General features: G+C 76.6%; 28 protein-coding genes, 2 pseudogenes and 1 riboswitch. Of the genes and pseudogenes, 13 read left to right on the top strand and 17 right to left on the bottom strand.

The features are described 5' to 3' along the window. The 3 genes and pseudogenes from LO771_RS14150 to lepB form a co-directional block, all read right to left on the bottom strand. A pseudogene (locus tag LO771_RS14150) lies at nucleotides 1-136 on the bottom strand (IS5/IS1182 family transposase); the annotation flags it as partial. 113 nt (nucleotides 137-249) lie between these two features. After that, nucleotides 250-1,016, bottom strand: a pseudogene (locus LO771_RS14145) (transposase). Nucleotides 1,017-1,045: 29 nt separating this feature from the next. Continuing rightward, nucleotides 1,046-1,906 carry a signal peptidase I gene (gene lepB, locus LO771_RS14140; RefSeq protein WP_308188899.1) on the bottom strand — a complete coding sequence of 287 codons (861 nt, stop codon included), beginning with the start codon at nucleotides 1,904-1,906 and terminating at the stop codon, nucleotides 1,046-1,048. Between the two features lie 396 nt (nucleotides 1,907-2,302). On the opposite strand from lepB, the gene LO771_RS14135 reads away from it, so the two are divergent. From LO771_RS14135 to LO771_RS14120, 4 genes are all read left to right on the top strand, one after another. After that, nucleotides 2,303-3,664, top strand: coding sequence for a hypothetical protein (locus tag LO771_RS14135; RefSeq protein WP_230652208.1), 1,362 nt, complete (start codon nucleotides 2,303-2,305; stop codon nucleotides 3,662-3,664). A gap of 284 nt (nucleotides 3,665-3,948) precedes the next feature. After that, on the top strand, nucleotides 3,949-5,406 hold the full coding sequence (locus LO771_RS14130; RefSeq protein WP_230652206.1) for a WGR domain-containing protein: 1,458 nt from the start codon (nucleotides 3,949-3,951) through the stop codon (nucleotides 5,404-5,406). Between the two features lie 280 nt (nucleotides 5,407-5,686). Continuing rightward, nucleotides 5,687-5,974, top strand: a complete 288-nt coding sequence (locus LO771_RS14125; protein WP_230652204.1) for a hypothetical protein — start codon at nucleotides 5,687-5,689, stop codon at nucleotides 5,972-5,974. Further along, the gene (locus LO771_RS14120) at nucleotides 5,958-6,272 is read left to right on the top strand and encodes a hypothetical protein (RefSeq protein ID WP_230652202.1); all 315 of its coding nucleotides are present in this window, start codon (nucleotides 5,958-5,960) and stop codon (nucleotides 6,270-6,272) included. The genes LO771_RS14125 and LO771_RS14120 overlap by 17 nt, the downstream gene beginning before the upstream one ends. An 86-nt stretch (nucleotides 6,273-6,358) precedes the next feature. Here the strand turns inward: LO771_RS14120 and LO771_RS14115 are convergent, their stop codons facing one another. After that, nucleotides 6,359-6,829, bottom strand: a complete 471-nt coding sequence (locus LO771_RS14115; RefSeq protein ID WP_230652200.1) for an SRPBCC domain-containing protein — start codon at nucleotides 6,827-6,829, stop codon at nucleotides 6,359-6,361. Nucleotides 6,830-7,075: 246 nt separating this feature from the next. Between LO771_RS14115 and LO771_RS14110 the strand changes: the two genes are divergently transcribed. After that, complete coding sequence (locus LO771_RS14110; RefSeq protein WP_230652198.1) at nucleotides 7,076-7,525, top strand: MscL family protein; 450 nt, start codon at nucleotides 7,076-7,078, stop codon at nucleotides 7,523-7,525. 147 nt (nucleotides 7,526-7,672) lie between these two features. Here the strand turns inward: LO771_RS14110 and LO771_RS14105 are convergent, their stop codons facing one another. The 3 genes from LO771_RS14105 to LO771_RS14095 form a co-directional block, all read right to left on the bottom strand. Next, nucleotides 7,673-8,101 carry a MarR family transcriptional regulator gene (locus LO771_RS14105; protein ID WP_230652196.1) on the bottom strand — a complete coding sequence of 143 codons (429 nt, stop codon included), beginning with the start codon at nucleotides 8,099-8,101 and terminating at the stop codon, nucleotides 7,673-7,675. Continuing rightward, nucleotides 8,098-8,520, bottom strand: coding sequence for an SRPBCC family protein (locus LO771_RS14100; RefSeq protein WP_230652194.1), 423 nt, complete (start codon nucleotides 8,518-8,520; stop codon nucleotides 8,098-8,100). Before LO771_RS14100 ends, LO771_RS14105 begins: the two co-directional genes overlap by 4 nt. Nucleotides 8,521-8,682: 162 nt before the next feature. Beyond that, nucleotides 8,683-9,138 carry a hypothetical protein gene (locus LO771_RS14095; protein WP_230652192.1) on the bottom strand — a complete coding sequence of 152 codons (456 nt, stop codon included), beginning with the start codon at nucleotides 9,136-9,138 and terminating at the stop codon, nucleotides 8,683-8,685. Between the two features lie 154 nt (nucleotides 9,139-9,292). Here LO771_RS14095 and LO771_RS14090 point away from each other — a divergent pair, with 154 nt between their 5' ends. Both LO771_RS14090 and LO771_RS14085 read left to right on the top strand, forming a co-directional pair. Continuing rightward, the gene (locus LO771_RS14090) at nucleotides 9,293-9,667 is read left to right on the top strand and encodes a VOC family protein (protein ID WP_230652190.1); all 375 of its coding nucleotides are present in this window, start codon (nucleotides 9,293-9,295) and stop codon (nucleotides 9,665-9,667) included. Nucleotides 9,668-9,893: 226 nt separating this feature from the next. Continuing rightward, nucleotides 9,894-10,667, top strand: a complete 774-nt coding sequence (locus LO771_RS14085; protein ID WP_230652188.1) for a hypothetical protein — start codon at nucleotides 9,894-9,896, stop codon at nucleotides 10,665-10,667. Nucleotides 10,668-10,716: 49 nt separating this feature from the next. Here LO771_RS14085 and LO771_RS14080 read toward each other — a convergent pair whose 3' ends face one another. From LO771_RS14080 to LO771_RS14070, 3 genes are all read right to left on the bottom strand, one after another. Then, a complete protein-coding gene (locus LO771_RS14080; protein ID WP_230652186.1) occupies nucleotides 10,717-10,857 on the bottom strand; it encodes a hypothetical protein in 141 nt (46 codons plus the stop codon). A gap of 167 nt (nucleotides 10,858-11,024) precedes the next feature. Continuing rightward, nucleotides 11,025-11,342: an STAS domain-containing protein gene (locus LO771_RS14075; protein ID WP_230652184.1), complete on the bottom strand. Its 318-nt coding sequence runs from the start codon at nucleotides 11,340-11,342 to the stop codon at nucleotides 11,025-11,027. A 406-nt stretch (nucleotides 11,343-11,748) separates the two neighbouring features. Further along, nucleotides 11,749-12,321, bottom strand: a complete 573-nt coding sequence (locus tag LO771_RS14070; protein WP_230652182.1) for a GNAT family N-acetyltransferase — start codon at nucleotides 12,319-12,321, stop codon at nucleotides 11,749-11,751. Nucleotides 12,322-12,497: 176 nt separating this feature from the next. Here LO771_RS14070 and LO771_RS14065 point away from each other — a divergent pair, with 176 nt between their 5' ends. Further along, nucleotides 12,498-13,367, top strand: coding sequence for a hypothetical protein (locus LO771_RS14065; protein WP_230652180.1), 870 nt, complete (start codon nucleotides 12,498-12,500; stop codon nucleotides 13,365-13,367). 104 nt (nucleotides 13,368-13,471) lie between these two features. Here the strand turns inward: LO771_RS14065 and LO771_RS14060 are convergent, their stop codons facing one another. Next, complete coding sequence (locus LO771_RS14060; protein WP_230652178.1) at nucleotides 13,472-14,050, bottom strand: DinB family protein; 579 nt, start codon at nucleotides 14,048-14,050, stop codon at nucleotides 13,472-13,474. Nucleotides 14,051-14,193: 143 nt separating this feature from the next. Between LO771_RS14060 and LO771_RS14055 the strand changes: the two genes are divergently transcribed. Then, nucleotides 14,194-14,496, top strand: coding sequence for a hypothetical protein (locus tag LO771_RS14055; protein WP_230652176.1), 303 nt, complete (start codon nucleotides 14,194-14,196; stop codon nucleotides 14,494-14,496). A 153-nt stretch (nucleotides 14,497-14,649) separates the two neighbouring features. Here the strand turns inward: LO771_RS14055 and LO771_RS14050 are convergent, their stop codons facing one another. Both LO771_RS14050 and LO771_RS14045 read right to left on the bottom strand, forming a co-directional pair. Then, on the bottom strand, nucleotides 14,650-15,552 hold the full coding sequence (locus LO771_RS14050; RefSeq protein WP_230652174.1) for a M23 family metallopeptidase: 903 nt from the start codon (nucleotides 15,550-15,552) through the stop codon (nucleotides 14,650-14,652). Nucleotides 15,553-15,565: 13 nt separating this feature from the next. Next, nucleotides 15,566-15,783, bottom strand: a riboswitch (cyclic di-AMP (ydaO/yuaA leader). A 235-nt stretch (nucleotides 15,784-16,018) separates the two neighbouring features. Further along, nucleotides 16,019-17,629, bottom strand: coding sequence for an MFS transporter (locus tag LO771_RS14045; protein ID WP_230652172.1), 1,611 nt, complete (start codon nucleotides 17,627-17,629; stop codon nucleotides 16,019-16,021). Nucleotides 17,630-17,895: 266 nt separating this feature from the next. Between LO771_RS14045 and LO771_RS14040 the strand changes: the two genes are divergently transcribed. Together LO771_RS14040 and LO771_RS14035 are read left to right on the top strand one after the other, a co-directional pair. After that, nucleotides 17,896-18,186, top strand: coding sequence for a YiaA/YiaB family inner membrane protein (locus LO771_RS14040; RefSeq protein ID WP_230652170.1), 291 nt, complete (start codon nucleotides 17,896-17,898; stop codon nucleotides 18,184-18,186). Nucleotides 18,187-18,333: 147 nt separating this feature from the next. Next, nucleotides 18,334-18,801 (top strand): PaaI family thioesterase, encoded by a 468-nt coding sequence (locus LO771_RS14035; RefSeq protein WP_230652169.1) that lies wholly within the window; start codon nucleotides 18,334-18,336, stop codon nucleotides 18,799-18,801. 107 nt (nucleotides 18,802-18,908) lie between these two features. On the opposite strand, the gene LO771_RS14030 is transcribed toward LO771_RS14035, so the two are convergent. After that, complete coding sequence (locus LO771_RS14030; RefSeq protein ID WP_230652167.1) at nucleotides 18,909-19,739, bottom strand: SAM-dependent methyltransferase; 831 nt, start codon at nucleotides 19,737-19,739, stop codon at nucleotides 18,909-18,911. Between the two features lie 158 nt (nucleotides 19,740-19,897). Here LO771_RS14030 and LO771_RS14025 point away from each other — a divergent pair, with 158 nt between their 5' ends. Continuing rightward, nucleotides 19,898-22,513 carry a molybdopterin-dependent oxidoreductase gene (locus tag LO771_RS14025; protein WP_230652165.1) on the top strand — a complete coding sequence of 872 codons (2,616 nt, stop codon included), beginning with the start codon at nucleotides 19,898-19,900 and terminating at the stop codon, nucleotides 22,511-22,513. An 81-nt stretch (nucleotides 22,514-22,594) separates the two neighbouring features. Then, nucleotides 22,595-22,921, top strand: coding sequence for a Sec-independent protein translocase subunit TatA (tatA, locus tag LO771_RS14020; RefSeq protein WP_230652163.1), 327 nt, complete (start codon nucleotides 22,595-22,597; stop codon nucleotides 22,919-22,921). A gap of 85 nt (nucleotides 22,922-23,006) precedes the next feature. Here the strand turns inward: tatA and LO771_RS14015 are convergent, their stop codons facing one another. The 3 genes from LO771_RS14015 to LO771_RS14005 form a co-directional block, all read right to left on the bottom strand. Further along, a complete protein-coding gene (locus LO771_RS14015) occupies nucleotides 23,007-23,567 on the bottom strand; it encodes a methylated-DNA--[protein]-cysteine S-methyltransferase (protein ID WP_230652161.1) in 561 nt (186 codons plus the stop codon). Between the two features lie 111 nt (nucleotides 23,568-23,678). Next, nucleotides 23,679-23,897: a transporter gene (locus tag LO771_RS14010; RefSeq protein WP_230652159.1), complete on the bottom strand. Its 219-nt coding sequence runs from the start codon at nucleotides 23,895-23,897 to the stop codon at nucleotides 23,679-23,681. A gap of 115 nt (nucleotides 23,898-24,012) precedes the next feature. Beyond that, a complete protein-coding gene (locus LO771_RS14005; protein WP_230652157.1) occupies nucleotides 24,013-25,920 on the bottom strand; it encodes a copper resistance CopC family protein in 1,908 nt (635 codons plus the stop codon). Nucleotides 25,921-25,976 lie beyond the last annotated feature (56 nt).

Here is a 25,976-nt window from a genome sequence, read left to right as displayed (position 1 = left end):
CCACGAAAACGATCGCGGCCAGCACCTCCCGGTCCCCGTAGCGCCGCCGTCCACCGCCCTGCGGCCGCGTCGGCGCCGGCGGCACCACGCGCTGGAACAGCTCCCACAACCCGTCCGGCACCATGCGCTCGACCATCGTCACCACGGCACCAGACTAGCGATTACGCCAAATGAGACGTCCTGTAAGGGCTGTCCCGTAATTGATCACGTGCGGCTGCGGATGTACTGCCCCCGGTGCCGCTCGCTGGGTTACGCGGCCTGCAGGAGGTTGTGCAGGCGGGTGATGCCGAGCATGGCGTGGTGGACGCCGTCGCCCTTGAGCCGGCAGTCGCGCAGGATATTCCAGGTCTTCATGCGGGCGAAGACGTGCTCCACGCGGGCGCGGACCTGCTTGTGGGAGTGGTTGTGTTCCTGCTTCCACTCGGGAGTTGTCCGCCGGGCGGACGGCGGTGCGGGATGACCAGGCCGGTGCCGAGGTAGCCGCCGTCGGCGATGGTGGTGGTCCTGCCGACGGCGGCCCTCGCTCCGGACTCCTCCCAGGCCTTGCTGTCATGGCGGTGGCCGGGCACTGGGCGTCCGATCGCCACGACCAGCCGGGTGTCGGCATCGATGACGACCTGGTGGTTGGTCGAGTACCGGTAATTATTGGACTACTCGGCGATGCTGTGGTCGCGTGTGGGCACCATGGTGCCGTCCACGATCAGGTTGGTGCCCTTGCGGAACCGCTGCCGTTGCTTGAGGGCGAGCAGCGGGCCGGTGTGGTCGACGATCCGGTCGGCGGCGGACTTGGAGAAGCCGAACAGCGGTGCGAGCTGGCGCAGGGTGAGGTTGGTCCGCCAGTACGCGGCCACCATCAGCACCCGGTCCTCGAGCGGCAGTGACCATGGCCGACCAGCCCGGGGAGCATCGGCTCCCTCACGCCGCAGCATCGTGATCAGCTTGCCGAACGCGCGCGGGCTCAGCCCAGTGAACGGGGCTATCCAGGACGGCTCCGACGTCGTGATCACACCAGCCACGCCAAAATCATCTCATCGCTGACCAGGAGTTACGGGACAGCCCTTAGGCGGAGCAGGACCGAGGGGGCGGCCAAGATGAGGGCGGCGGCCGGGGCGGCCGGGGTCAGGTGGGCGGGTGCGGCAGCGGCGGAGGGGTGGTCGAGGCGGGGCTGGTGGAAGGTGGCGGGCTCGGGGAGGGCGGTCCAGCGGGGGACGGGCCAGACGACGGCGAAGGCGCGGCCGACGACGTCCGACACGGGGACGAAGCCGTCGCCGGGGTGCTGGAGCTGGTGGTACCGGGAGTCCCAGGAGCCGTTGCGGTGGTCGCCCATCACCCACAGGTGGCCGGCGGGGACGGTGACGGTGCCGACCGGGTCGTCGTCGCAGGGGGTCGCACCGGGGTAGAGGTAGGGCTCGTCCAGGGGGACGCCGTTGACCTCGACCGGCCCGCCCGCGTCGCACCGCACGGTGTCGCCGCCGACGGCTATGACCCGCTTGATCAGGTCCTTCTCGTCGTCCGACGGCGCGAGTCCGACGAGGGAGAGCACCCTGCGGACATCGCGCAGGGCGGCGTTGCCGCCCTGCCCGGGGGACTCCTCGCCGAGCCAGTCGCCCGGGTCGTGGAAGACGACGACGTCGCCGCGGTGCGGCTCGGCGCCGAACCAGGGGCTGAGCTTGTCGACCAGCACCCGGTCGCCCAGGTCCAGCGTCCCCTGCATGGACCCGGAGGGGATGGAGAAGGCCTGGACGAGGAAGGTCTTCGCCCCCAGGGAGAGGAGCAGCGCGACGCCCAGCAGGACGGGCAGCTCCCGCCACCAGGACCGCGGGCCGCGCGTCCTGCGGCGCCACCGCCCGTGTTTCCCGGCCGACGCGTCCGCCTCCGCAGTCTCCGCCGACTCCGCCGTGTCCACCCGCGTCTCCGATCCGCTCCGTGGTCCGCTCCGCCGACGGGCCGGTCAGGGACCGGTCCGGCGCTCGCCGAACCCTCAACGAACAGGGGTTCCCGTGCGCCACCCGGACGGGCGGGATTCCGGGGCGGGGGGTGAGGAACCGTCAGGAGCGCGAGGAGGGGGCCGGGGCGCGAAAAGCGCTGGTCGGGAGGGTCTGTGCGATCGGACGAACGCCATCGGGCGTCAACTACGCGCAGTGAATATGCCATCACGATATGTGGCATCCGGATGTACGGTGTCCCCGACACCGATCTCCCGCCGGGCAGGGCCCGGACAAGGGAGCGGCCCCTCAAGCGTTCTGGCAAACGCGGCTGAGGGGCCTTCACCCACCGAGGCTTACGTAGGAGAGCCCCGACGATGCTCAGGCATGCTACCGCCCCGCAGGGCGACTGGACCCGGGTCGACAACGCCGTCCTGTGGGACGACGACCTCTCCGACACCGCCTTCCGGATGCTGCTCCGCTGTCTCTCCCTCGGCGACGAGGAGGCCCTGACCACCACCGTCACCCAGATCGCCGCCGGACTGGCCGGCGGCCGCATCACCGTGGACCGGGCCCGCCGCCAGCTCACCCGAAAGGGTCTGCTGCACGCGGTGAAGTGGCGCAGCGCCACCGGCCAGGTCCACTCCGAGTCCGTGGTCTCCACGGTGCCGCTGGGCCCGGACGAGGCCGCCCGGATCGTCACCGGCCACCACGGCGGGGAGGGCGGCGAGCGCCGCCGACGGCCGCCCCTCCCCCGCGTGCCGTATGCCGGTATGCGGGAACGCGGGCCTGCCGCCACCCCGTCCTCCGGCACCGTCCTCCCTGCGGGAGGGAAGAAAACCACGGGGAGGAAGACTCCCCCCTCCCTCCCGCCCCCCGCGCCGGCGCTTCGGCACGGCCCGGTGCACGGCGACGGGGCGGACGGGGCGGGAGGAGGAGGGACGGACCGCCCGGCGGACGGTCCCGCGGCCTGCTGCGGGTGCGGGTTCCCCGGGGGCGCCGGGGCGGCGGGTGCGTCCGGCGGGTCTGCGGGGGACGGCGGGCCCGGGGACGGTGCGGGCGGTGCCGGTGCTGGGGGCGGCACCCGGCCGGAACCGGGCGGCGGGGCGGGGCATGCGGCCGGGGACGACGCCGGGGGCCACGTCCGCGACGGCCGCGACGGTCCAGGCGCCTCCGACGGCCACAACCGCGCCCACGGTCGCGACGGCGGAGGCGACCAGGACGGAGACGGCCCCGGCGGCGGGGACGCCCTCCGTGACGACGACGGGCCCATGCCCACGGAGGCGGAGGAGGCGCGGGCGGCGGCCGCCGAGCGGCTGCTGCTCTCGCTCCGCGACGACGACCACCGGCTCGTCCTCGGCGGCCGGGACCTGAAGGCGCTCGTGCCGATCGCCGCCGAGTGGCTGCTGCGCGGCGCCACCACTGCCCACCTCCGCGCGGCGCTGGTCACCGGCCTGCCGTACGCGCTCAGGTCGCCCAGGGGCGTGCTGCGGCACCGGCTGCTGGACAAGATGCCGCCCGCGCCGCGCTTCACCGAGCAGGTGCGGCAGGAGGCCCCGCCGCCGCCACCGGTGCGCCCGCTGGTCGACTGCGCGGTCTGCGACGCGCCCTTCCGCCCCGTCACGGACGAGACCCGGTGCGGCGGCTGCCGGGTCCGGGACGCCCGCACGCCGGACCTGCCGCCGGGGCCGACGAGGGTCGGCGGCGTGTGGTTCTTCCCGCCCCCGGCCCGGGCGTGACCGGCGTGTTTGGCGTGTCCGGCGTGACCCGGGCGCCCGGCCGGAGGAGGCGGACGGTGCGGGCCGTACGGCGGTGCGGGGACCTCGTGCCGCTGCCGCGCGGCCGGGCGGGGGCGCGGGCCCGGACGGGCAGGTGCGGGCCGGTGGTGCGGCGCGGCGGGCGGGCTGCGGGCGGGCTGCGGGGCGGGCTGCGGGGCCGGTCCGCGGGCGGGCCGGAGTGTCAGTGGTGCCTCCTAGGGTGATCTGTGTCGGGGGAACACCGGACCGCCTGAGGGGGCACCCGTATGACCAGCGCCGCGGTGGCGGAGGGGACGACGTACCTGGAGCTGTCCGAGGAGGGCGGCGGGGCGCACAAGTTCTACGAGGTGCGCGTCGAGGGCGTCGAGGTGACGATCCGCTACGGCAGGATCGGGGAGCAGGGCCAGGTCCGGACCTCCTCGTTCCCGAGCGCGGAGAAGGCCGCGGCCGCCGCCGCCCGCAAGGTCGGCGAGAAGGTCCGCAAGGGGTACGCACCCGCCGTGCGCGGGGTGCGGCAGGCCCGCGCGGTGACGCGGCGGCAGATCACCAGCGTCCGCTCCACCGCGCACCAGGCGCCGGTGCTGTGGCGGTTCGCGTCGGGTGCGGCCGCGTTCGGCGTCTTCGTGGGCGAGGAGCACGCCTACGTCGGCAACCAGCGGGGCGACGTGTACGCGCTCACCCACGACGGTCGGGTCGTCTCCCGCTTCGGCCTCCCCGACGGGGTCAAGTGCATCGTGGCGGACGACTTCTGGCTGTACGCGGGGTGCGACGACGGCCGGGTCTACGACCTGAGCGGCAAGGTGCCGCGGGTGGCGTACGAGATAGCCGAGGACGTGGACATCTACTGGCTGGACATCGACGACGGCGTGCTCGGCGTCTCGGACCGGCAGGGCGGGATCACCACGGTCGACCACGAGGACGAGTTCCAGTGGTCGCGGCGGAGCGCCGGCGCCCACGGCTGGATGGTCCGCTGCTCGGGCGACAGCGTCCTCCACGGCCACTCGGCGGGCGTCACCGCGTACGGCGCCCACAGCGGCGACCAGCAGTGGCACACCCCGACCGACGGGGGCGTGCTGTTCGGCTGGCAGGAGCCGGGCGAGGTGTTCGCGGGCACCGGGCGGGGCTGGGTGTACCGGCTGGCCAAGGCGGACGGGTCGGTGCGGTCGCGGTACCGCTGCGACGCGGCGGTGTTCTCGTGCGCCACCTCGCCCGACGGCCGGTACGTCTTCGCCGGCGACAGCCACTCCTCGGTGTACTGCTTCGCCGCCGACGGCACGCGGCTGTGGAAGCTCGGTACCGGCTGCGGGTCGGCGTACTCGATGCAGTACCGCGACGGGCGGCTCTACATCGTCACCACCGACGGCTCGCTGGCCTGCATCGACGCGAGCGAGGCGGCGGTGCGGGAGGCCGAGCAGGGACGGGTGCCCGAGCGGCGGGACGTGAAGGCCTCGCACGTGGAGGCGGTGGCACCGTCGGCGCACCTGGAGACGGTGAGCGCGGCCGCGGTGGCGGAGTCGGGGGCGGACGGCGTGGTCGTGGAGTGCGTGCAGGAGGCCGGACGGCTGCGGGTGCGGGTGGTGTCGCCCGGCTACGACCCGGCGCTGCGGGTGCAGTTCCCGAAGGACGTCCGGGTGGCGGGGGCCCGCTACCTGGTCACCGAGGTGCGGCAGTCGGCGGCCGGGGGCTTCTACCGGGCTCGGGGCGACATCCGGCGTCTGCTCTGACCACCCGTCCGGGCCGGGGCGGCGACGGGGGTGCCGCCCCGGCCCGGACGGGTCGCACGGGCCGCCCGGTCCGACGGGCGTCCCGGACAGACCGGGCGTCGGACAGGCCGGGCAGGCCGGGCAGACGGGGCTGTCCGACGCGGAGGAGCGGTCCGATCGGTCCGGCCGGCACGACCGGCACGGCCGGGCCGCGGAACCGGGCGGTGCGGGGGGCGCGTCTCTGTGGTCGTACCGCTGGGGGCCCTCCGCAGCCGGAGGGTGGACGGAGGGGGAACGGGACATGGGGAACGCACACCGGTGGCGGCGGGCCGGCGCGGCCGTGCTGGCCGCCGCTGCGCTGGCCGCGGCGGCGGGCTGCTCGCAGGAGTACAACGACAAGCGGGGCAAGGGGGACGCCCCGGTGCTCCACCAGCAGGGCGACGACACCCCCGCCCAGGTCTTCAACATGCCCGACGGCTTCGGCAACCTCGCCACCAAGTGCGTCGGCCACGGCTACCGGGCCTACGTCACGACCAACAGCGGCGGCCCCTCCAACCTGCAGGTGGTCTCCGATGCGGCCTGCAGGTAGGGCGCGGCGCGCGGCGGTCCTGCTCGCCGTCCTCCCCGTGCTCGCGATGGCGGGCTGCTCGCAGAGCCACGACGACGAACGGGGCAAGGGCGACGCCCCGGTGCTCGGCGGGCGCGGGGAGGACTCCCCCGCCCAGGTCCTCAACATGCCCGACGGCTTCGGCAACCTCGCCACCAAGTGCGTCGGTCCGGGGCAGCGTGGCTACTCGACCACGCGGTGGTTCGGCAAGGACGACGACGGGAACGACATCACGCTCCCCGCGCAGACGGCCGTCGTCCCGGACCCGGACTGCCGCTGACCGTCCCCGCCGGCCCCGTCCTCGCCGGCCTCGTTCCGGCGGGGGCAGCCGGCGAGGACGGCCGGCGGGGGCGGCCGGCGGGCGGGTCAGACGGTCGCGAGGTGGTCGGCGAAGCGGGAGATGATGTGCTCGGCCCCCTCGCGGGCCTGGTCGCACATCTCCGGCGAGCCGACCGTCTGGTGGTAGACGGCCTGCGTGCGGCCGTCGCCCAGGTCGGTGAAGTCGGCGCTCATGACCACCTCGTCACCGGGCATCTCCATCGTCCACACCAGCCGCCGGTGCCGGTCGACCTCGCGGTAGACGCCGCCGACCGGCATCTCGCCACCGGGGGTGGCGACGGTGGCCCGCCAGGCACCGCCCGGGCGCAGGTCGACGGAGACGGTCGGCAGCGGTGCGCCGAACCACCGGGCGAAGTGGAGAGGCTCGGTCCACACCCGCCAGACGGTGTCGACGGGGGCGTCGAAGACCCGGGTGAGGGTGAAGCCGTCGCGGTCGTCGGCGGTGGCGGTCGCCGTCTCGGTCCCGGTGGCGCGGGCGGTGTCCCGGTGGTCGTCCATGGTCTGCTCCTCGCGAGGGGTGGGGTTCTCACCGGTGCAGACGGACCGGCGGCGCGGAACTCATCGGGTCGGAACGCCCGGCGCGGAACGCGCGGCTCCCGGGCGGAGCCGCCTGCGGGCGGCAGGGGGCCGACGGGTACCGCCGTCCGGGTGGGACGGCGCGGCGGCGGGCCGCGCTCCCCCGCTCCGGGCGCGGACGTGGGGTCTCCTGTTGTCCTGTCGACGGCATGGGCGAAGGAGTGGACCGTGATCAAGGGCTTCAAGAACTTCCTGCTGCGGGGCGACGTCATCGTCGTCGCGGTGGGGCTGATCACCGCACTGGCGTTCAGCACCCTGATCAAGGCGTTCACCGACTTCGTCATCAACCCGATCATCGCCCGCGCCCAGGGCGGCCACTCGGTGGGTCTCGGCGTGCAACTTGGGGCGCCCGGCAACAACGCCACCTACCTGGACTTCGGGTCGTTCCTCTCCGCGCTGATCTACTTCGTCATCTTCATGGCGGTGGTGTACTTCCTGATCGTGGTGCCCTACAAGCACATGCAGACCCGACGCGGCGTCACCGTCTTCGGCGACCCCGGGCCGCTCAAGACCTGCCCGGCCTGCCTGGCCGAGGACCTGCCGGCCGGCGCCTCCAAGTGCCGGTACTGCACCGCCGAGCAGCCTGCCGGGCTCGGGGGCGGTGTGGCGGCCCGGTGAGGGACCGGCCGTCCGGCCCGGCGGGGGGCCGTCGGCGGGTGCACCGGTGCACGGACGGGGGCGGGACCGCCGACGCGGCGGTCCCGCCCCCGTCCGTGCCGGGCGGCGTCCGTGCCGGGCGGCGCCCGGGCCGGTGCCCGGGCCGGATCAGTCCTCGGGGCGGACCAGGCGGCCGAGGAGGGCGACCGCGTCGCCGCGGGGCACCGGCCGGAAGAACTCCGCGTCGACGCGCTCGACGGCGGCGACGGCCCGGGGGGCGAGCCCGGCCCCGGCGTCGGTGGTGCGCAGCCGCCGGGCCCGGGTGTCGGCGGGATCCACCTCGCGCACGACCAACCCCTTCTGCTCCAGGGCGCGCACCACCTGGGAGGTCATCTTCACGTCCGTGCCGGCGTGCCGGGCGAGGGCCTGCTGGCTGGGCTGCTCGCCGTGGGTGTTGAGCCACCACGTGCTGGCGAGCAGCACGAACTGGACGTGGGTGAGGCCCAGGGGGGCCAGGGCCGCGGCGACGCCGCGCTGCCAGCGCAGGGTGGCGTGCCAGAGCAGGAATCCGGGGCTCTCCCCCGGACCGGCGGTCACCGGCCCTGCTCCGCCCGCGCCACCAGCGCGGCGACGGTGTCGGGCCAGTCCCCGGTGACGGCCGGACCGATGTGGGGGCCCGCCTCGTCGGCGGCCGGTCCGGTGATCTCCATGCGGTAGACGACCCGGATGCGGCCGGGTCCGGCCGGGTCGATCCGGTGGGCGGTGCGCAGGACGAGGCCGTCGAAGCGGGCCTCGTCGACGAAGAGCTCGTTCTCGACCGCCTCGGTGACCCGCAGGTGCACGGGGTCCTGACCGGCCGGGGCCATGGTGATCTCGGCGCCGGCGGCGAACGGGCCGCTGATGGCGACCTTCTCGATGTCGGCGTTCCAGGTGCCCCAGTTCTCGACGTCGGCCCAGAGGCGCCAGACCGCCTCGCGGGGGGCGGCGGTCTCCTGGGTGTGCTCGTAGGTCCACATGTGCGGGCTCCCCTCCCTTTCGTCTTCCCATAGATTATCTGCGCGCAGACCATCCGTCCAGAGGGGTGCGCGGACCTCCGGGGCCGGACCTTCGGACAAGCCCCGGCCCGGCAGCGGCGACGGCAGCGGCGACGAAAGCCGCAACGACAGCCGCAACGGCCGTCAGGTCGGCCAGTCGACCGCGCCGCCGGTGACGGTGAGGGGGTGCGCGACGGAGGACTCGTGGAAGCGGAGCGTGCCGACGACGACCGCAGGACCGGGGCTGTCCGCCCGGGCCGCCAGCCAGGCGAGCAGCACGCCGACGTCGTGGAAGTCGTCGGGATGGGGCTCCTGGCGGGCGGTGACCGTCCCGTCGGGGGCGAGGTCCGCGGTCAGGGTGCCGCCGATCCGGTGTGCGGGGCCGCGGCCGCCCAGCAGGGGGTACTCGTCGTCCTCGGTCCCGGAGCCGCCGTCCCCGCCCCCGCCCCCGTCGCCGTACGCGACCGAGAGGGAGGCGGTAGCGGTCGGACCGGCCGGACCCGGCCCCAGGCCGAGGTGCCGGCGGAGCCCGGCCGCCTCGGCGTCCGACAGGGCGTCACGGATCCTGACGTGCAGTTCGCGTGCGTAGAGGTCGGACATGGGCGGCACCCTGTGCGACCCCTCCGACACCGCCTTCTCCGCGCCGGCCCCTGCGGGAGCCGTCGGCCCTGCCGGAGCCGCGGCCCCTGCGGGAGCCGGTCGCGCGGCGGAAAGCAGTGGTGCGGCGGCGCGGCGACCGGCACTGTGGTGCGCCATGACCTCTCTCATGCGACACGTGACCTTCGACTGCTCCGACGCCTACCGGCTGGGCGCCTTCTGGGCCGAGGTGCTCGGCGCCTCCCTGGCCGAGGACGACCGGCCCGGCGACCCCCAGGCACTGGTGGCGACACCCGCCGGAACGCTGCTGTTCGTGGCCGTCCCCGACCGCAAGGCGGTGAAGAACCGGGTCCACCTGGACCTGCAGCCGCAGGACCGCACCCGGGACGAGGAGGTGGAGCGGCTGCTGGCCCTGGGGGCCTCGCTGGTGGGCGACCACCGCCGCCCCGACGGGACGGGCTGGGTGACGCTGGCGGACATCGAGGGCAACGAGTTCTGCGTGGAGCGCAGCGCCGCCGAGCGGGCGGGCTGAGCGGTCCGGGCCGGGACGGCGGGGAGGGGCTGCCGGGGCGTCGCGGTCGGCGGGAAGGGACCAGGAACCCTGCCCGTGCATGCTTCTGACGACTCGTCGTGGGCGGTGCCCGGACCCCGGGGCCCGGGGCGGGAGCGGGCCGGGAGACCCCGGAAAACCCTTGGGTAAAGAGTTGGCAATCCCCTAGAGTGTCCGCACCCGCCGGCCCGCCCGAGGAGATCGACCCATGCCCCGCTTTTCCCGTCCGGCGCTGACCGGTGCCGCCCTGCTGTCCGTCCTGGCACTCGGTGCCGCCGCCTGCGACAGCGGCAGCGGGAAGGGCGGGGCGGACGCGGCCGGAGCGGCGAGGCCGGCCTCCTCCGCGCCCGCCTCCCCGTCGGAGGCCGCCTCCCCGTCCACGCCCCCTGCACCGGCCCTGACCGCCGCCCAGCTGAAGCGCGCGGCCCTGACCGCCGCCGACCTGCCGTCCGGCTACAGGGTCGCCCGGCCGGCGAAGGGCGAGGACCTCCTCGGCTCGACGGCGACCGCCACGCCGGCAGCCTGCCAGCCCATCCAGGACATGGGCGCCGGCAAGCGGGCGGTGAAGCCGACCGCCGCCGTGGACCAGAACTACCCGCGGACCGACAAGCCCACCGTGATGACGTTCAGCCGGATCGCCGCCTACGCGCCCGGCGGGGCGGAGCGGGCCATGGCCGACCTCAGGGCGGCCGTGAAGGCCTGCCCGTCCTACACCTCCAAGGACAACAGCGACGGCACGGTCACGAAGATCAAGGTCAAGGTCGTACAGGCGCCCTCGCAGGGCGACGACGCGATCGCACTGGACCTGGCCGGCAGCTCCGACGGCTCCCCGCTGGTCATCCGCATGGTGCAGGTCCGCTCCGGGTCGTCCCTCGCCCTCTTCGCCGCCCTCGACTTCATGGAGGGCGACCGGGCCCCCGAGGTGGCGCCGGAGCTGCTGGAGAAGCAGGTCGGGAAGCTGAAGGCGGCCGCCGCCGGCTGACGGCGCGCGGAGCGGGCTCCGGGGCGCGTCCCGGAGCCCGCTCCCGGCCTCAGTCCGGGAGGAGCACCGCAAGCAAGCGGGCCGCGCCCGGGAGCATGCGGGCGTACGCCTCGTCCACCTGCGGCAGCGGGACGGCCTCGGTCGCCGGCCGGAGACCGCCGGGCGCGCTGACGGCCAGGGCGTCCTCCACGTGCGGCGACCCGGGCGACGCGCATGGAGGACACGGGCCTGTCCCGAGGGGGACGGGGTGCGGCGGGGGTGCGGCGGGCGCCGCCTCGCGCTCCGTGCTCCGGCGGCGCGGCGGGGTTCTCGCGCCGGGCGGGGCCGTCCGGGTGCCGCACGCCGCACGGCCCTCCGTCAGGCGGCCATGGTGAGCAGGGCGTCCATGCCCGTCATCCGCAGCACGTCGGCGGGCTGCTGCCGGATGCCCACCAGTGTGGGCGCCCCGTCCCCGCCCCCGGACTGGCGGCGGTGGAGCTCGGCCAGGAAGTGCAGGCCGGCGGAGTCCATGAAGGCGACGCCGCGCATGTCGACACGTATCCGGCCGAGCGGCTCCGGGAGCCCGGCGAGCAGGCGGTCGAGCATCGGGCGGGCGTCGTGGTCGATGTCTCCGACCAGGGTGAGGACGGTCAGTCCGGCGCGCCGGTCGAGTGTGGCGGTGAGGGTCTGGTCCATGCGGTGACCGCACCCTTCGAGGGTCGGGGGTCGAGGGCCGGGGCCACGGGGGCGGGCCGCCGGGCGGCGGCGCGCGGCAGGCCGTGCGGGGTGTCCCTCCACCGTGCCACCGGCCTGCGGCACCGCGCCAGCGGTGTACCCGCCGCCAGCGTGAACTTCAGGCGAAGCGCTCCCCTGGCGCTGCCGCACCGGCGCGCACGCCCCCGCCGAGCGCCGGTCGCCCTCCGGGCGGCCGGCACCCGGCGAGCGGGCCGGGGCGAGCGGGCATGCGGCAGACGGACACGGACCGGCCGGGCACGGCACCCGCCGGGCGCACGGGGGTCCGGGCGCACGCGGGTCCGCGGCCCGGCGCGGCACCGGACCCCCGGGGCACAGGCCCCGGCGCGGCACCGGACCCGCCGGGCGGCTACGCCTCCGCGAGGGTGATGCCCTCCGGGGGCTGCCACTCGTACTCCAGGAGCGCGTGGCGCACCGAGTCGTGCCACTCACCGTCCACCAGGACGTTCTCGCGGGCGTAGCCCTCGACGGTGAACCCCGCCTTCTCCAGCACGCGCCCGGACGCCTCGTTCAGCGGCTCGCGGTCGGCGGTGAGGCGGTGCCGGCCGAGCCCGCGGAAGCCCAGGGCGCAGAGGAGGTGCACGGTCTCCGAGCCGAGCCCGCAGCCCCAGCTGCCGCGGTGCAGCGCGTAGCCGATGACCCCGGCGTGCTCGTCGGCGGTCCAGAAGTAGGCGGTGCCGACCACCTCGCCGGTGTCGCGCCGTTCGACGGCCAGGGCGTAGGCGGTGCGGGGGGTGGTCGCGGCGTCCTTCAGGTAGCCCGCGACGAGTTGCTCGCAGGTGGCGCGGTCGCGCGTCCCGAAGGGCAGGTGGAGGACGGTCTCGGGATCGCCGAAGATCCCCTGGAGGGCGTCGGTGTCGGCGGCGGTGGCGGTGAACTCGCGGAGCGCCAGCCGCGGGCCTCGGATCTGTACGGGGTGCACGGCGGGCGACTCTACCCGCGGACGGGCCGCCGGAGGCGGCCGGACCCGCGGCCGGACCCGCGGCGGGGGCCGCCGCCGCGGGTCCGGGACCGCAGAGGGGGGCGCTCGGCGGGACGGCGGGCGAGACGGCGGGCGAGACGGCGGAGGGGCCCCGGCGTCCGGGCTACGGTGAGGGCATGGACACCACGGCTCTCGAGCTCACCCCCCGCACCCGCACCGACGACCTGCTGGCCTGGTGCGCCGAGCAGGGCCGCGAGGTGGCGGAGCGGCCGCTGCGCGCCGTGCTCACCCTGCTGGAGCTCTCCGGCGCCCGCATGCACGACGGTTTCCCCGAGCCCACCGCCGAGGACGCCGACCGCCTCCTGTACGAGCTGCTGCCGATGACCGCCGACGCGGAGGCCGAGGGCTGCGGGGCGTACCTGGACGCGCTGGCCGCGGTCGTCGACCACCAGCGGGCGGCCAAGCGGCTCAACGCCAAGCGGCAGGCCCGCCTGCAGGCGGAGGTCGCGGCCCTCGCCGAGGGCTTCCCGCTGGTGATGCGCATCCCGGGCCGGCTGACCTGGCCCCGGCTGTACGCGATGCTGCTGCGGGCGGACGGCGTGGACCTCGCGGACCCGGCGGCGGTGCGGGCCCGGCTGGACGCCTACCGGGAGCTCGGCCCGGAGGGGCGCGCGGCCGCCTGGGCGGCGCTGCCGCAGCTGGTGGTGCCCGAGGAGGAGCACGGCCGGCCCGAGGCGTGGGACGGCACCCGGGTCCTCATGCTGGGCATGACGACGGACAACGCACGGCTCCTCCTCGGCAACCGGCTGCTGGAGCGGGTGTACCGCAGCCTCTCCGCCATGATCGCCACGGGTGGCGGCCTGCCGCCCGAGCTGGGCCGCGACGTCGAGGGGTACGGGCGGCTGGTCGCCGAGGAGGCCGTGCGGCTGCTGGGCGAGTGGACGGTCCCGGGCCTGCCGGCCCTGCTGCGGGACGAGTACCCGGACCTGGCGCCCGAGCCCGACCAGGCCGGGCTCGATGCGCTCTCGGGGGACGGCGCGGCCTGAGGCCGGGCCCGGAGGGGGCCGGCGGCGGGACGCGGCCGCCCGGGCCCGGCAGCCGGCCGGTCCGGTCCGGTCGGGCAACCGGTCCGACCGGGCAGCCGGTCCGGTCAGGCGGCGGGGTCCCCCGCCATCTGCGCGGTGGTGCTGGACCCGTCCAGGGCCTCGCGGACGATGTCGGCGTGGCCGCAGTGGTGGGCCGTCTCCCGCAGGACGTGCAGCAGGACGAACCGGGCCGACCAGTGGACGTCCTCCTGCGGACCCCAGGGGAACCGCGGCAGCAGGCACTGCCGGTCCAGGCTCTCCAGCGCGGCCACGGCCTCCTCGGTCTCGCGGGCGGCCGCCGCGTAGTCGTCGAGGAGCCCGGCGACGGTCTCGTCGTCCCGCATCCGGTGCTGGTCCCCGTCGAGCATGCCCTCGGGCATGACGCCGTCGCCGCGGGTCATCAGGCCCACCCAGGAGCGTTCGCAGGCGGTGACGTGGCGCAGGATGCCGCCGAGGGTCAGCCCGCTCACGGTGGTGCGGCGGCGGGCGTCCTCGTCGGTGACGCCGCGGACCGCGATCCGCAGCAGGCGGCGCTGGTCGGACAGGATCCGCAGGAGGTCGCCGCGCTCCCCGTCGGGGGTCCCGGAGGGGGCGGGGGTCCCGGAGGGGGCGGAGGGGGCGGGGGCTGCGGAGGAGGTCGCCATGGGACGGTCCCTTTCTTCGTCGGTGGGACCACGCTAGGAGGGAACGCGGACACCTGCGGTCCGCGATGCCCCGGCGCCGCCGGACCGGGTCCGGCGGCCTAGGGTCGGGGTGGAAGCAGGTCCGGACGCGGAGGAGGAGAACGGTGGCGAAGGTTCCGACGGCGGCGGTGGCGGCGGGCGGGCTCGTCGGGGGCTACGGGGTGGCCCGGTGGACGAAGCGGCGGCCGCTGGGCGGCGTCGCGCTGGCCGCGGCCGGCGCGGTGGCGGCGCGCCAGTGGCGGCGGCAGGCGGGCACGGGCGGCGCGGTGGCGCTGACCGGGCTGTACGCGGCGGCGTTCGCCGGGTCGCACCCCCTGGCGAAGCGGCTCGGCGCGTGGCCCTCGGTGTTCGCGGTGTCCGGTGCGGTGGCGCTGGCGTCGTACGTGGTGGCCGACCGGCGCGGCTGAGGGCGCGCCCCGGGCCGGCCCGCACGGACCTGCCCGCACGGGCGGGCAGGCGCGGTCGGGCGGGCAGGCGCGGTCGGGCGGGCCCGGACAGACCGACGGCCCCGGTGTCGGGGGGGATCACCGGGGCCGTCGGGGACGGAGGGGGAACGCGTCTCAGAGCTCGAGGCCGTGCCCGGTCAGCCAGGGCTTGGGGTCGATCGGCGCGCCGCCGCCCGGCCGGACCTCCAGGTGGAGGTGGGGGCCGGTGACGTTGCCGGTGGCGCCCGAGCGGGCGATGACGTCCCCGGGCCTGACCTTGCCGGAGCCCTGGACGATCGACGAGAGGTGGCAGTACCAGATCTCGGTGCCGTCGGGCAGCGTCTCGATGACGCGGTACCCGTAGGACCCGGCCCAGGCCGCCGAGGTGACGGTGCCCGCGCCCAGGGCCTTCACGGCGGTGCCGGTGGGCACGGCGAAGTCCAGTCCGGTGTGCAGGTGGGACCAGTACGAGCCGGCCTGGCCGAAGCCGGCGGTGAGGGTGTAGCCGGAGACCGGCACGACGAAGGTGCCGAGCAGCCTGCGCTCCGCCTCGCGGGCGGCGCGCTCCGCGGCCTCCTTCTTCTGCCGCGCCTCCTCGACGCGCCGGGCGGCCAGCTCCTTGGCCTCGGACGCCTTGGCCGCCTGCTCCTGGACGGCGCGCTTGGCCTCGGCGTCGCGGGCGGCCTGGATCCGGGCCGACTCGTCGGCGGCGGTGCGCTGGCTGTCGGCCTGGGCCTGGATGCGGGCGGCGAGGGCCAGCCCGGGGTCGACGGCGTCGGCGCTCCCCTGCTCGTCCGCGTGCTCGGCCGCGGAGGCGGCGGCGTACGTGGTGAAGCCGGTGGTGCCGAGGGTGGCGGCCATCGCGGCGACGCCGATCACCGCGGAGGAGCCGACACCGCCGCGCTGCCGGGGCAGCCGGTGGCGGCCGCGGTCGGGGTCGCCCGCGAGGGCGGCGACGGGTTCGGGGACGGGGGCCCAGGCCTGCTCCGACGGCAGGGGCAGGGTCGAGGGCATGCCCTCGGGGTACGACGACGCCACGGCTTGGCGCACTCCTTTCCTTCCCTCTCGCCTACCGGGTTAGCTGACGGGTTCGGAGCAGGAAGGTCTCCTACGGCCACGGGCCTGCGGGTCCGGACCCCGGCGGAAGGCGGGGTGACGCCTCGTCGGGGAGCGGGCAGGTCCGGTACGGCCGATTCACCCCAAGGAACGTGGTTCCCCGGCTCCCTGGCACCGAGGGGGCGGCGCCGTGGGATTAGGCGATGGCGCACGGTGCCGTCGTGGTACGGCGTTTGCGACCGCGCTGCGTTATCAAACGTTAATCGCAGGACGCCGTGATTCCAAGCCACTTGGACGATGCGGGGTGATACGGCAGGGGCGGGAGGGGCGTTTTGTCGCGGATCGTGCGATCCGCGGCGCCACGTCCCTCCCGCCCCGTCAGGAATCGGTCACCGTGGGTGAGGAGAGGGTCCTCGGGTGCGGTGGTCCGTCCGGTGCGGCCGGCCGGTCAGGCCGCCACCGCGCCGGCCTTCGGCTCCTCCGCCGTCAGCGGCAGCGCGATCGACTCCAGGCCGCGCCGCTCCGCCTTCACCCCGAGGAAGAGCTCCACGACGCCCGCCGCGATCATCAGCCCCGCGCCGATCGCGAAGGCCAGCGCCGTGTCGCCGGGCTTCCCGGTGCTCACCAGCTTGGAGAAGATCAGCGGGCCGGAGATGCCGCCGACCGCCGTGCCCACCGCGTAGAAGAAGGCGATCGCCAGCGCGCGGGTCTCCATCGGGAAGACCTCGCTGACGGTCAGGTACGCCGAGCTGGCACCCGCCGAGGCGAAGAAGAGCACGACGGTCCAGCAGAGGGTGAGCGTGGTCGCGGAGAGCGCGCCGTTCTGGAAGAGCGCCGCGGTGCCGAGCAGCAGCACCCCGGAGAGGATGTACGTCCCGGAGATCATCGGCTTGCGGCCGACCGAGTCGAAGAGCGGTCCCAGCAGCAGCGGGCCGAGGAAGTTGCCGACGCAGATCACGACGAAGTAGTAGCCCGTCGAGCCGTTCGGCACGTGGAAGAAGGCGTTGAGGATGGTGGCGTACCCGAAGGTCACCGCGTTGTAGAGGAACGCCTGGCCGATGAAGAGCGACAGGCCCAGGGCGGTGCGGCCCGGGTAGAGCTTCACCATGGTGCGGGCGATGGTGAGGAAGCCGATGCTGCGGCGCTGCCGGATGGTGATCGCCTCGTCCGGCTCCTCCAGCCGCACGCCCTTCTCCGCCTCGACGGTGCGCTCCGCCTCGGCGACGACGTCCTCCGCCTCGTGGTCGCGGCCGTGGATGAAGAGCCACCGCGGGCTCTCCGGGACGTGCCGGCGGACCAGCAGGATCACCAGGCCGAGCACGACGCCCAGGCCGAAGGCCAGGCGCCAGCCGACGTTCACGGCCAGGAACGCGGTGTTCAGCAGCGGGACGGAGATCAGCGCGCCGGCGCCGGCCCCGATCCAGAACGAGCCGTTGATGATGATGTCGATCCGGCCGCGGTGGCGGCTCGGGATCAGCTCGTCGATCGCGGAGTTGATCGCCGCGTACTCGCCGCCGATGCCGAAGCCCGTGAGGAAGCGGCAGAGGAGGAAGAACCAGGCCGTCCAGGAGACCGCGGTCAGGGCGGTGGCGGCCAGGTAGACCAGGAGCGTCAGCATGAAGAGCTTCTTGCGGCCGTACCGGTCGGTGAGCCAGCCGAAGAAGAGCGCGCCCGCGCAGGCGCCCGCCACGTAGAGGGCGGCGGCCAGCCCGGAGACCTGGGCGGCGGAGATCGCCAGGCCGCTGCCCTTCTCGGAGAGGCGGCCGGCGATGTTGCCGACGATGGTGACCTCGAGGCCGTCCAGGATCCAGACGGTGCCGAGGCCGATGATGATGCGCCAGTGCCAGGAGGACCAGGGCAGGCGGTCCAGCCGTGCGGGGACCTTGGTGCGGACGGTGCCGGTCTGCACCCCGTCGCCGGCCCCGGCAGCGCCGCCGGACCCGGCCGCGCCCGCGCCCGCCGCGGCCGGTCCCGGCCGCAGGTCGGTGCGGCCGTCCGGGGGCGGCGAGGAGGCGTCCCGCGCCCCTGGTCCTGTGTCCTGCCCTGCTCTGGAACTCATCGTGCGGTCCTCCACAGTCGCGGCCCCCGGCGCCGGTCCCGCCGGCGTCGGCGCTGTGCCTGCACAGCTGCGGGGGTGCGTCTGCCCCGGCCGTCCGGGGATCACGCCCCGGGCCCGCGGCCGTGCCCGGGGCCGCACGCGGGGCCCGCGGGAAGGCGCACGGGAGGCGGACGGGGGACGGGCAGGGGAGGCACGGGGGGACGCACGGGCCGGGGTTGAGTAGCCGTACTCAGGCGGGGGCGCCCGGTCGCCGCCACCATGCGGACATGAGCGCATCGATGCAGCCGCGGACCACGTCCGCCTACTACGTCCAGGCCGTCCTCTCCTTCGCCCTGTCCGGTGCGGCCCTCGCCACGGGGATCGCCTGCCTGCCCGTCGACCCGTGGACGCGGGCGTTCCTCGCGGTGGGGCTGCTGTACGTGGTCACCTCGGCGTTCACGCTGGCCAAGTGCGTGCGCGACCGGCAGGAGAGCGCGGAGGTGGTGAACCGGGTCGACCAGGCGCGACTGGAGAAGCTGCTCGCCGAGCACGACCCGTTCAAGGTGGACGGCGTCTGAGCGCGGCGGGCGGGGGCCGGGGCGGCGGGGGCGGACCCGGCCGGGACGGCCGCGGCGGGGCGATCTTGACGGGGGCGGCGCGGGCCGCGCATGGTGGCCGGGCCCGTGCACCGGACCGCCGTGCACCGTACGACTGGAGCCGAGACCATGACCGCGACCGCCGACGAGACCGCCGCCGCCGACCGGGTGCGGGACACCCTCGCCCGCCAGGGCCTGCTGCGGACGCTGGGCGTCGAGGTGGTGGAGGTGGAGCCCGGCCGGGTGGTGCTGGACCTGCCGGTGCGCCCGGAGGTCGCCCAGCAGGACGGCTTCGTGCACGCCGGGGCCGTCACCGCGCTGGCCGACGCCGCCGCCGGGGCCGCGGCGCAGTCGATGATGCCGGCCGGGAAGAACGTGCTCAGCGTGGAGTTCAAGGTGAACCTGCTGAGCCCCGGCGTGGGCGAGCGGCTGCGCGCCGCCGCCACGGTGGTGCGCTCCGGGCGCACGATCACCGTGGTGACCGCCGCCGTGGAGTCCCTCGGCGGGGCCGACGCGACGACCGGTTCGGGCAAGCCGGTGGCGCTGATGCAGGCCACCATGATCGCGGTGGACGCGGCGGCGGCGGACCGCCGCTGACGGCCCGGCACGGGCCGCCGGACCGTGTGGCCGCCCGGCCCGGGCGGACCGGCCCGGGCCGGTCCGCCCGCACGACGTACGGCCGCCCGGGAGGTCCGGGGGCGGGGTCAGCCCTTGCGGGCGACGGCCACCGCCGCCAGGCGCAGCACCGGGTGCTCCTCCAGCTGCGCGGTGTCGGCGTCGGGCCGCCAGCGGGAGACCAGGGTGACCCCGGGCTCCACCGGCTCCAGGTCGTGCAGCAGCGCCGCGATCTCCTCCAGGGTCCTGAACTGGCCCCGGCCGACGCTCTGCCGCAGCGCCCGCTCGATGGAGACCGCGTCGGGGTCGGCGTCGTCCCCGTTGGCCACCAGGTGGTGGACGAAGACGTGGCTGCCCGGGGCCAGGGCGTCGTACAGCTGCCGGGTGACGCCCGCCGGGTCCTCCTCGTCGAGGACGTAGTGGAGGATGCCGCAGAGCAGCAGCCCGACCGGCCTGCCGAAGTCGATGTGGGCGCGCAGCGCGGGGTCGGCCAGGATCCCGGCCGGCCGGCGCAGGTCGCCCTCGACGACGATCGTCCGGTCGTTGTCGGCGAGCAGCGCGCGGGCGTGGGTGAGCACCACCGGGTCGTTGTCGACGTAGGCGACGCGCACCGACGGGTCGATCGCGTGGGCGACCTCGTGGACGTTGCCGGCGCTGGGCAGCCCGGAGCCGATGTCGACGAGCTGGGTGATCCCGGCCTCGGCGACCAGGTGGCGCACGACGCGGCGCAGCACGTCGCGCTGCGCCTTCACGCCCATGTGGATCTCGGGGGTGTTCCGCTCGATGAGGGTGCCGACCTCGCGGTCGGAGGAGAAGTGGTCCTTGCCGCCCAGGAGGTAGTCGTAGATCCGGGCGATGTTCGGCGGAGGGGCGCCGACGGGCCGGCGGTCGGCCGTCGGCCGCGGGTCGCGGTCCGGCACTGCGGTCCTCCGTTCCCTGCCGGGGCAGGATGGGTGACGTCCGTTCAGCGCAGACTCTAGCGGCCCCGGCGATCTCCGGGACCCCGGTCCGGGGTCCGGGCCGCACGGATTTCCGGTTCCCTCCTGACAGGGCGTCGCGCCGCCCCCAGGATGTGCGCATGGAGAACACGGACCTCACCGTCAACGGGGCGCGCCGCAGCGTCGGCACGGCCCCCGGCAGCACCGTCGCGGAGGCGCTCCGGGACGGGCTGGGGCTCACCGGCACCAAGACGATCTGCGGCACCGGGGCCTGCGGCTCCTGCACCGTGCTGCTGGACGGCGAGCCCGCCACCGCCTGCACCACCCCCTGCGCCGAGGTCGGCGGCCGCGAGGTCACCACCGTGGAGGGGCTGGGCGGCGACCACCCCGTGCAGCGGGCGTTCGCCGCGCACGACGCCCTGCAGTGCGGCTACTGCACCCCCGGCTTCGTGGTGGCGGCCGCCGCCTTCACCGACCGGTGGCGCGCGAAGAACGGCGACGGCGAGCCGGCCCGGGCGGAGATCGCCGAGGCACTGGCCGGGCACGTGTGCCGCTGCGGCGCGTACGAGGGCATCCTCGCCGCCGTCGCCGCGGCCTGCGCCGGCAAGCACGACGCCCCCGACGGGACCGCCCCAGCCCGCGTCGAGGCCGCGGAGAAGACGACCGGCCGCGCCCGGTACACCACCGACGTGCGGCTGCCCGGGCAGCTGGAGGGCGTCCTGGTGCGCTCCCCGCACCCGCACGCCCGGGTCGGCGCCGTGCCCGCCGCCCACGACGGGGCGTCCGCCGTGGTGGACCTGCTGGGCGCGGACCGCACGGCGCGCTGGGCCGGACAGCCGGTCGCCGCCGTCGCCGCCCCCACCCGGGCCGCGGCGCTGGCCGCGGCGGCCGCGCTGCCGCTGGAGTGGACGCCGCTGCCCGCCGTCCTGGACGCGGACGCGGCCCGGCGGCCGGACGCGCCCCTGGTGTACGGCACCGCGGAGGCCCGCAGGGCGGCGCCCCGGTCCAACGAGGCGCCGCCGCCCCCGGCGAAGTGGCGGGGCAACGTCCGCGGGCCGGCCGACTTCAGCTGGCGCGGCGGGACCGCCGCCAAGCGGATCGCGGCCGCCCGCGCCCGCGGCGACGAGCGGCTGGTCAGCGCCGTCTTCACCACCGCCGCGCAGTCCCACTCCTCCCCCGAGCCGCACGCCTGCGTCGCCCACTGGGACGGGGCCGGTGACCTGCACCTGCACGTCTCCACCCAGTCGGTCGCCAAGGTGCGGGCCGCCGCCGCGAAGCGCTGGGGACTGGCGCCGGAGCGCGTGCACGTGCACGCCGAGCACGTCGGCGGCGGCTTCGGCGCCAAGGTGGGCCTGGGGGTGGAGACGGTCGCCGCCGCGGAGCTGGCCCGCGCCGCCGGCGCCCCCGTGCGGGTCGTGTTCACCCGCGCCGAGGAGCTCGCCCACGGCGGCCACCGGCCCGCCACCCGCGCCGAGCTGTCCCTGCTCGCCGACGCCGACGGGAACCTCGCCGCGCTCACCCTGGACGTGCACGGCGACGGCGGCACCGCCGTCGGCACCAACAGCGCCGCGCTCGCCCGCTACCTGTACGGCACCGCGCCGCGCCGGCTGCGCGACCACGACGTGGTCACCCACACGCCGCCCGGGCTGCCGTTCCGGGCGCCGGGCGGGCCGCCGATGGCCTGGGCGCTGGAGCAGGCCGTCGACGAGGCGGCGCACCGGCTCGGCGAGGACCCGATCGCGCTGCGCCGCCGCTGGGACGGCAACCCGAGGCGCGCCGCCGTCTACGACTGGGCGGCGGCGCTGCCCGCCTGGGCGGGGCGGGCCCCGTCCGGGTCGGCCACGGGGCGGTTCCGGCGCGGCGTGGGCGTCGCGACCGCCAACTGGCTGTACCTGCTGGACCCGGCGGCCGAGGTCGAGCTGACCGTCGAGGGCGGCGTGGTGGTGGCCCGCACCGCCACCCAGGACATCGGCACCGGCAGCCGCAGCGTCATCGCGGACGTGCTCCGCGCCGAGCTGGGGCTGCCCGCCGACCGGGTCCGCGTCGAGGTCGGGCACAGCGGCACGGTGCACGGGCCGGCGTCGGCCGCCAGCTCGGGCACGCCCTCGATCGGGCCCGCCGCGCTCGACGCCGCCGCCCGGCTGCGGGCCGCGCTGCCGGGCGGGCCGGCCGCGGCGCTGGACGGCGCCGAGGGCCTGCGGGTCGTCGGCCGGCGGCGGCGCGACCGGCGCGGGTACGTCACGCCGTTCCCGCTGGGCGGGCTCGCCATCGGCCGGGGCTTCGCGGGCGCGGTCAACGTCACCGAGGTGGAGGTCGACACCGGGCTCGGCACGGTGCGGCCGCTGCGGATCTGGGCGGGGATCGCGGCCGGGCGGATCTACGCGGAGCGGCTGGCCCGCAGCCAGTGCGAGGGCGGCATCGTGCAGGGCGTCGGCTACGCGCTGCACGAGGAGCGGCGCACCGACCCGGTGACCGGGGCGGTGCTCACCGACAGCCTCGACTCCTACCGGCTGCCGCGGATCGGCGACATCCCCGAGATCACGGTCCGCTTCCACGAGGAGGGCTGGGAGCACGTGCCGGGCGGGGGCGTGGGCCTGGGCGAGATCTCCACGGTGGCGGTGGCCGCGTCGATCGGCAACGCGGTGCACAACGCCACCGGCTGGCGGCCGCTGGACCTGCCGATCCGGCCCGACCGGGTGCTGGCGGGGCTCGCGGGGCTCCCCGGGCGGGCGGCGCCCGGGGAGGGAGGGGCCTGACGGACCGGCTCGCGAGGGTGATACTTCAGGAGGGTGCGGGCGTCCGCCCGGACCTGCGACGCAGAGAGGGGTGAGCCGACCGTGTGGTTGAGGAACGGACTGGAGCCCTGGCACCTGATCCTGGTGCTGGTGGTGGTGTTCCTGCTGTTCGGCTCCAAGAAGCTGCCGGACATCGCGCGGGGGCTGGGCAAGTCGATGCGCATCCTGAAGGCCGAGACCAAGGCGATGCGGGACGAGTCCCCGACGGTGGAGCGGATCGCCCCCGAGGAGGCGCACCGGGCGCAGGACCCGCAGGCGCAGGCCCCCGCACCGGCGCAGGCCCCGGCAGCGCAGGCACAGCCGCAGCAGCCCGCACCCGCAGCCGGACCCGCGGCGCCCGCACCGCAGCCGGGGCAGCGGACGTCCTGACGTCCCGGGGAGGCCCGGCCGGGCACCGGCCGGGCACCGGCCGGGCACCGGCCGGGCCTCCGGCGCGTCCGCGCCCGGACGGGTCTCAGCCGGGCCCGTTCCAGTCCAGGGTGGGCGCCAGCACGCCCTCCAGGGTGAGCAGCCAGCGCTTGGTCCCCACCCCGCCGTACCCGCCGCCGTAGCCGCCCAGGCCGTCCGCGGCGACCACCCGGTGGCACGGCACGATCAGCGCCAGCGGGTTGGACCCCATGATCTGCCCCACGCCGCGCGCGCCCGCCCACCGTTCGCCGGGCGCCACGTCGTCGTACACCCCGCTGGCCGCCGCCAGCTCCCCATACGTCACGGTGCGGCCGTAGCCGACGGTGCGGTGCAGCGTCTGCAGGACGGTGCGCTGCGGCCCCGCGGTGAGGCCCCAGTCCACGGGGAAGTCGAAGGCGCGCCGCCGCCCCGCGAGGTACTCGGCGACCTGCCGGGCCACCAGGGCGGCCCGCTCCTCCCCGGCGGGCGGCGCGGCCGCCAGGCGGGGGTCCGCCCCGTCCGGCGGCCGGGGCGAGAACGACACGGCGGCGGCCCCGGCGGCCGTCACCGCCACGCTCACCCCGCCCAGGGGTTCGGGTGCCTCCACGCACGCCCAGTCCGCAGCCATCGCCCGCCGTCCCCTTCCGCACGCCCGTCCGCCTCCAGGGGACCAGCATCGCGCACGGCGCGGACGGCCGGGGCGGGTCTCCGGCACGTGCGGGGGCGGGGGCGGGACGCGTCAGACGGCGACGGCGTCCACCAGGGCGTAGCCGGCCGTCCCGGCGGCCGCGCGCAGCAGGCAGCCCTCCAGGTCGGTGCCGCGGACGGTCACGGTGCGCAGGGCCCGGTCGACGGCCACCTCGGACACCCCCTCGACACGGGAGAGCGACTCCCGCAGGCCCCCCGCCCCACCCGCTCCGTCGGTGCGTGTGAGCGTGTAGCGGATCCGGTCGTCCATGGCCCTTCCTCCTGACCGGGCGGTCCTGCCGCCCCCAAGGAGTACGGAGCAGGGGGCCGCAGGGTTCGGCCGGACCGGCGGGAGCTGCGGGACCGGCCGGACCGGCGGGTCGGCGTCACCGGTACGGCGGGACGTCCATCCGGCCGGTCACGGTGTCCTCGTCGGTGTCGGAGGTGCGCACCACCACGGTCACCGTCCACCGGCCCGGCAGCGGAACCCGCAGGTCGTCGGCCTGCCAGACGTAGCCGCGCCGCCGCAGCCGCACCTCCATCGGGCCGATCCCCCGCTCCGGCAGGGCGATGCGGACCCGGACCTCGGGGACCAGCGCGACGGCGTCGCCCCGGGCGAGCACGACGGCCTGCAGGGTGTTGTCGCCGGTGCGGCCGGGGTCCATGACGACGTCGACCTTGCCCCGGCCGCGGCCCGCCGGGGCACCCGTGTCGAAGGGGAGCTCCAGGAACGCGGTCGGCGCCGGGGCGGCCGCCGCGGCCGCGGACCCCCGGCCGGTCCGGGCGGGCTCCGCCGCCGTGAGCGCGGTCGTCAGCGCGAGCACGACCGCGCCCACGGCCACCTCGGCGGCCACCGAGCGCAGCAGCCGGCGCCGGGCGTCGCCCGTCCCCGGTGCCGCCTCCGCCGGCTCCGGGAACGGGGCGTCCGGGCCGTCCGACCCGCTCGGACCCTCGTCCGGGGCGCCAGCCGGGCCGCCAGCCGGGGCGTCCGACCCGAGCGGGCCGTCCGCGGCCGCCGGGCGGGCGTCCGCCGCCGGCCGGGCCGCGACGGCCGCGACGGCCACCGCCGTCCGGGCGTCCGCCCGCAGCGGCTGCCGGGCCGGGCGCGCCGTCCACCGCCGCGAGTACCCGGCCGCCGCCAGCAGCAGCGCCACCCCGGCGAGCTTGGCCAGCAGCAGCCGCCCGTAGCCGGTCCCGGTGAGGGCGTCCCAGGAGCCGACCTGCCGCCAGGACTGGTACGCCCCCGTCACCGCCAGCACCGCGACCGCCGCCTGCGCCGCCCGCGAGAAGCGGGCCGCCGCCCCCGCGGCCCGCGCCGCCGGCTCCGGCGCCCGGCGCAGCAGGACGAGCAGCGCGGCCAGGCCGCCCAGCCACACCGCGGCCGCCAGCAGGTGCAGCAGGTCCAGCGGCACCGCCAGGGCGGCCTGCGGGCCCACCGACGCGTGCTCGGCCGCGGCCCAGGTGGCCGCGGTGCCGCAGACGAGCGCCGCGGGGAGGAGCAGCGCCGCGACGGCCGACGGACCGGCCCGGCGCGGCCCGGCCGGGTACGGCTCGGCCTGCCGCAGCACCGGGCCCAGCAGGACGGCCAGGGCCAGCCGCAGCAGCAGCGCCCGCGCGGGCCTGCCGCCCGCCGTCGCCCGCAGCGCGGCCGCGTCGAGGGAGCCGCCCGACTCGTACGGGGTGCGCAGCACCAGCAGCAGCACCGTGGCGGCGACCAGGCCCAGCCAGGCCGTGAGCAGGAGGCGGCGCAGCGGCGCGGGCACCGGCCCGCGCAGGCACACGGCTGCGAGGAACGCACCGCCCGCGAGCAGGCAGAACGCCGCGTAGGAGAGGCCGCGGCCCACGCCGTAGAGGAGGGCGACCGGACCGCCGCCCGTGTCCTGGGCGGGTGCGGCCACCGCGGCGGACTCGCGGCCGAAGGAGAAGGAGGACCCGCCCGAGACGGGGTGGCCGTCGGCGGAGACCACCCGCCAGGAGACCGTGAAGGTCCCCCGGGGCAGCCGGCCGCCGAGGCCGACGCGGACGGTGCGGCCGTCGCCCCCGGCGTGCCCGGGCCGCCGGTCGTCGGCGCGCAGGCCGTCCGGGCCCAGGACCCGGACGGCGTCCGGGGGCACCGACACGTCCTCGCTGAAGCGGAGGACCACCTCGGTGGGCGCGGTCCGCAGGAGCACGCCGTCGGCGGGGGCCTCACGCTCCAGGACGGCGTGGGCGGCCGCCCGCCCGGCGCCCAGGGGCAGCAGCGCGCACAGCAGGAGCAGCACCGTCAGCGGGCGCCGCAGCGCACCGATCGCCATGGACCACTCCCCGGTGCCGTCGACCGCCGTCGGGAGCGCCTACGCGCCCCGGGCGG

This window comes from Streptacidiphilus sp. ASG 303 (assembly GCF_020991365.1).
GTDB lineage: Bacteria > Actinomycetota > Actinomycetes > Streptomycetales > Streptomycetaceae > Peterkaempfera.
Note: the sequence above shows the minus strand (reverse complement) of the source record. Positions and strands in the feature narration are given on the sequence as shown.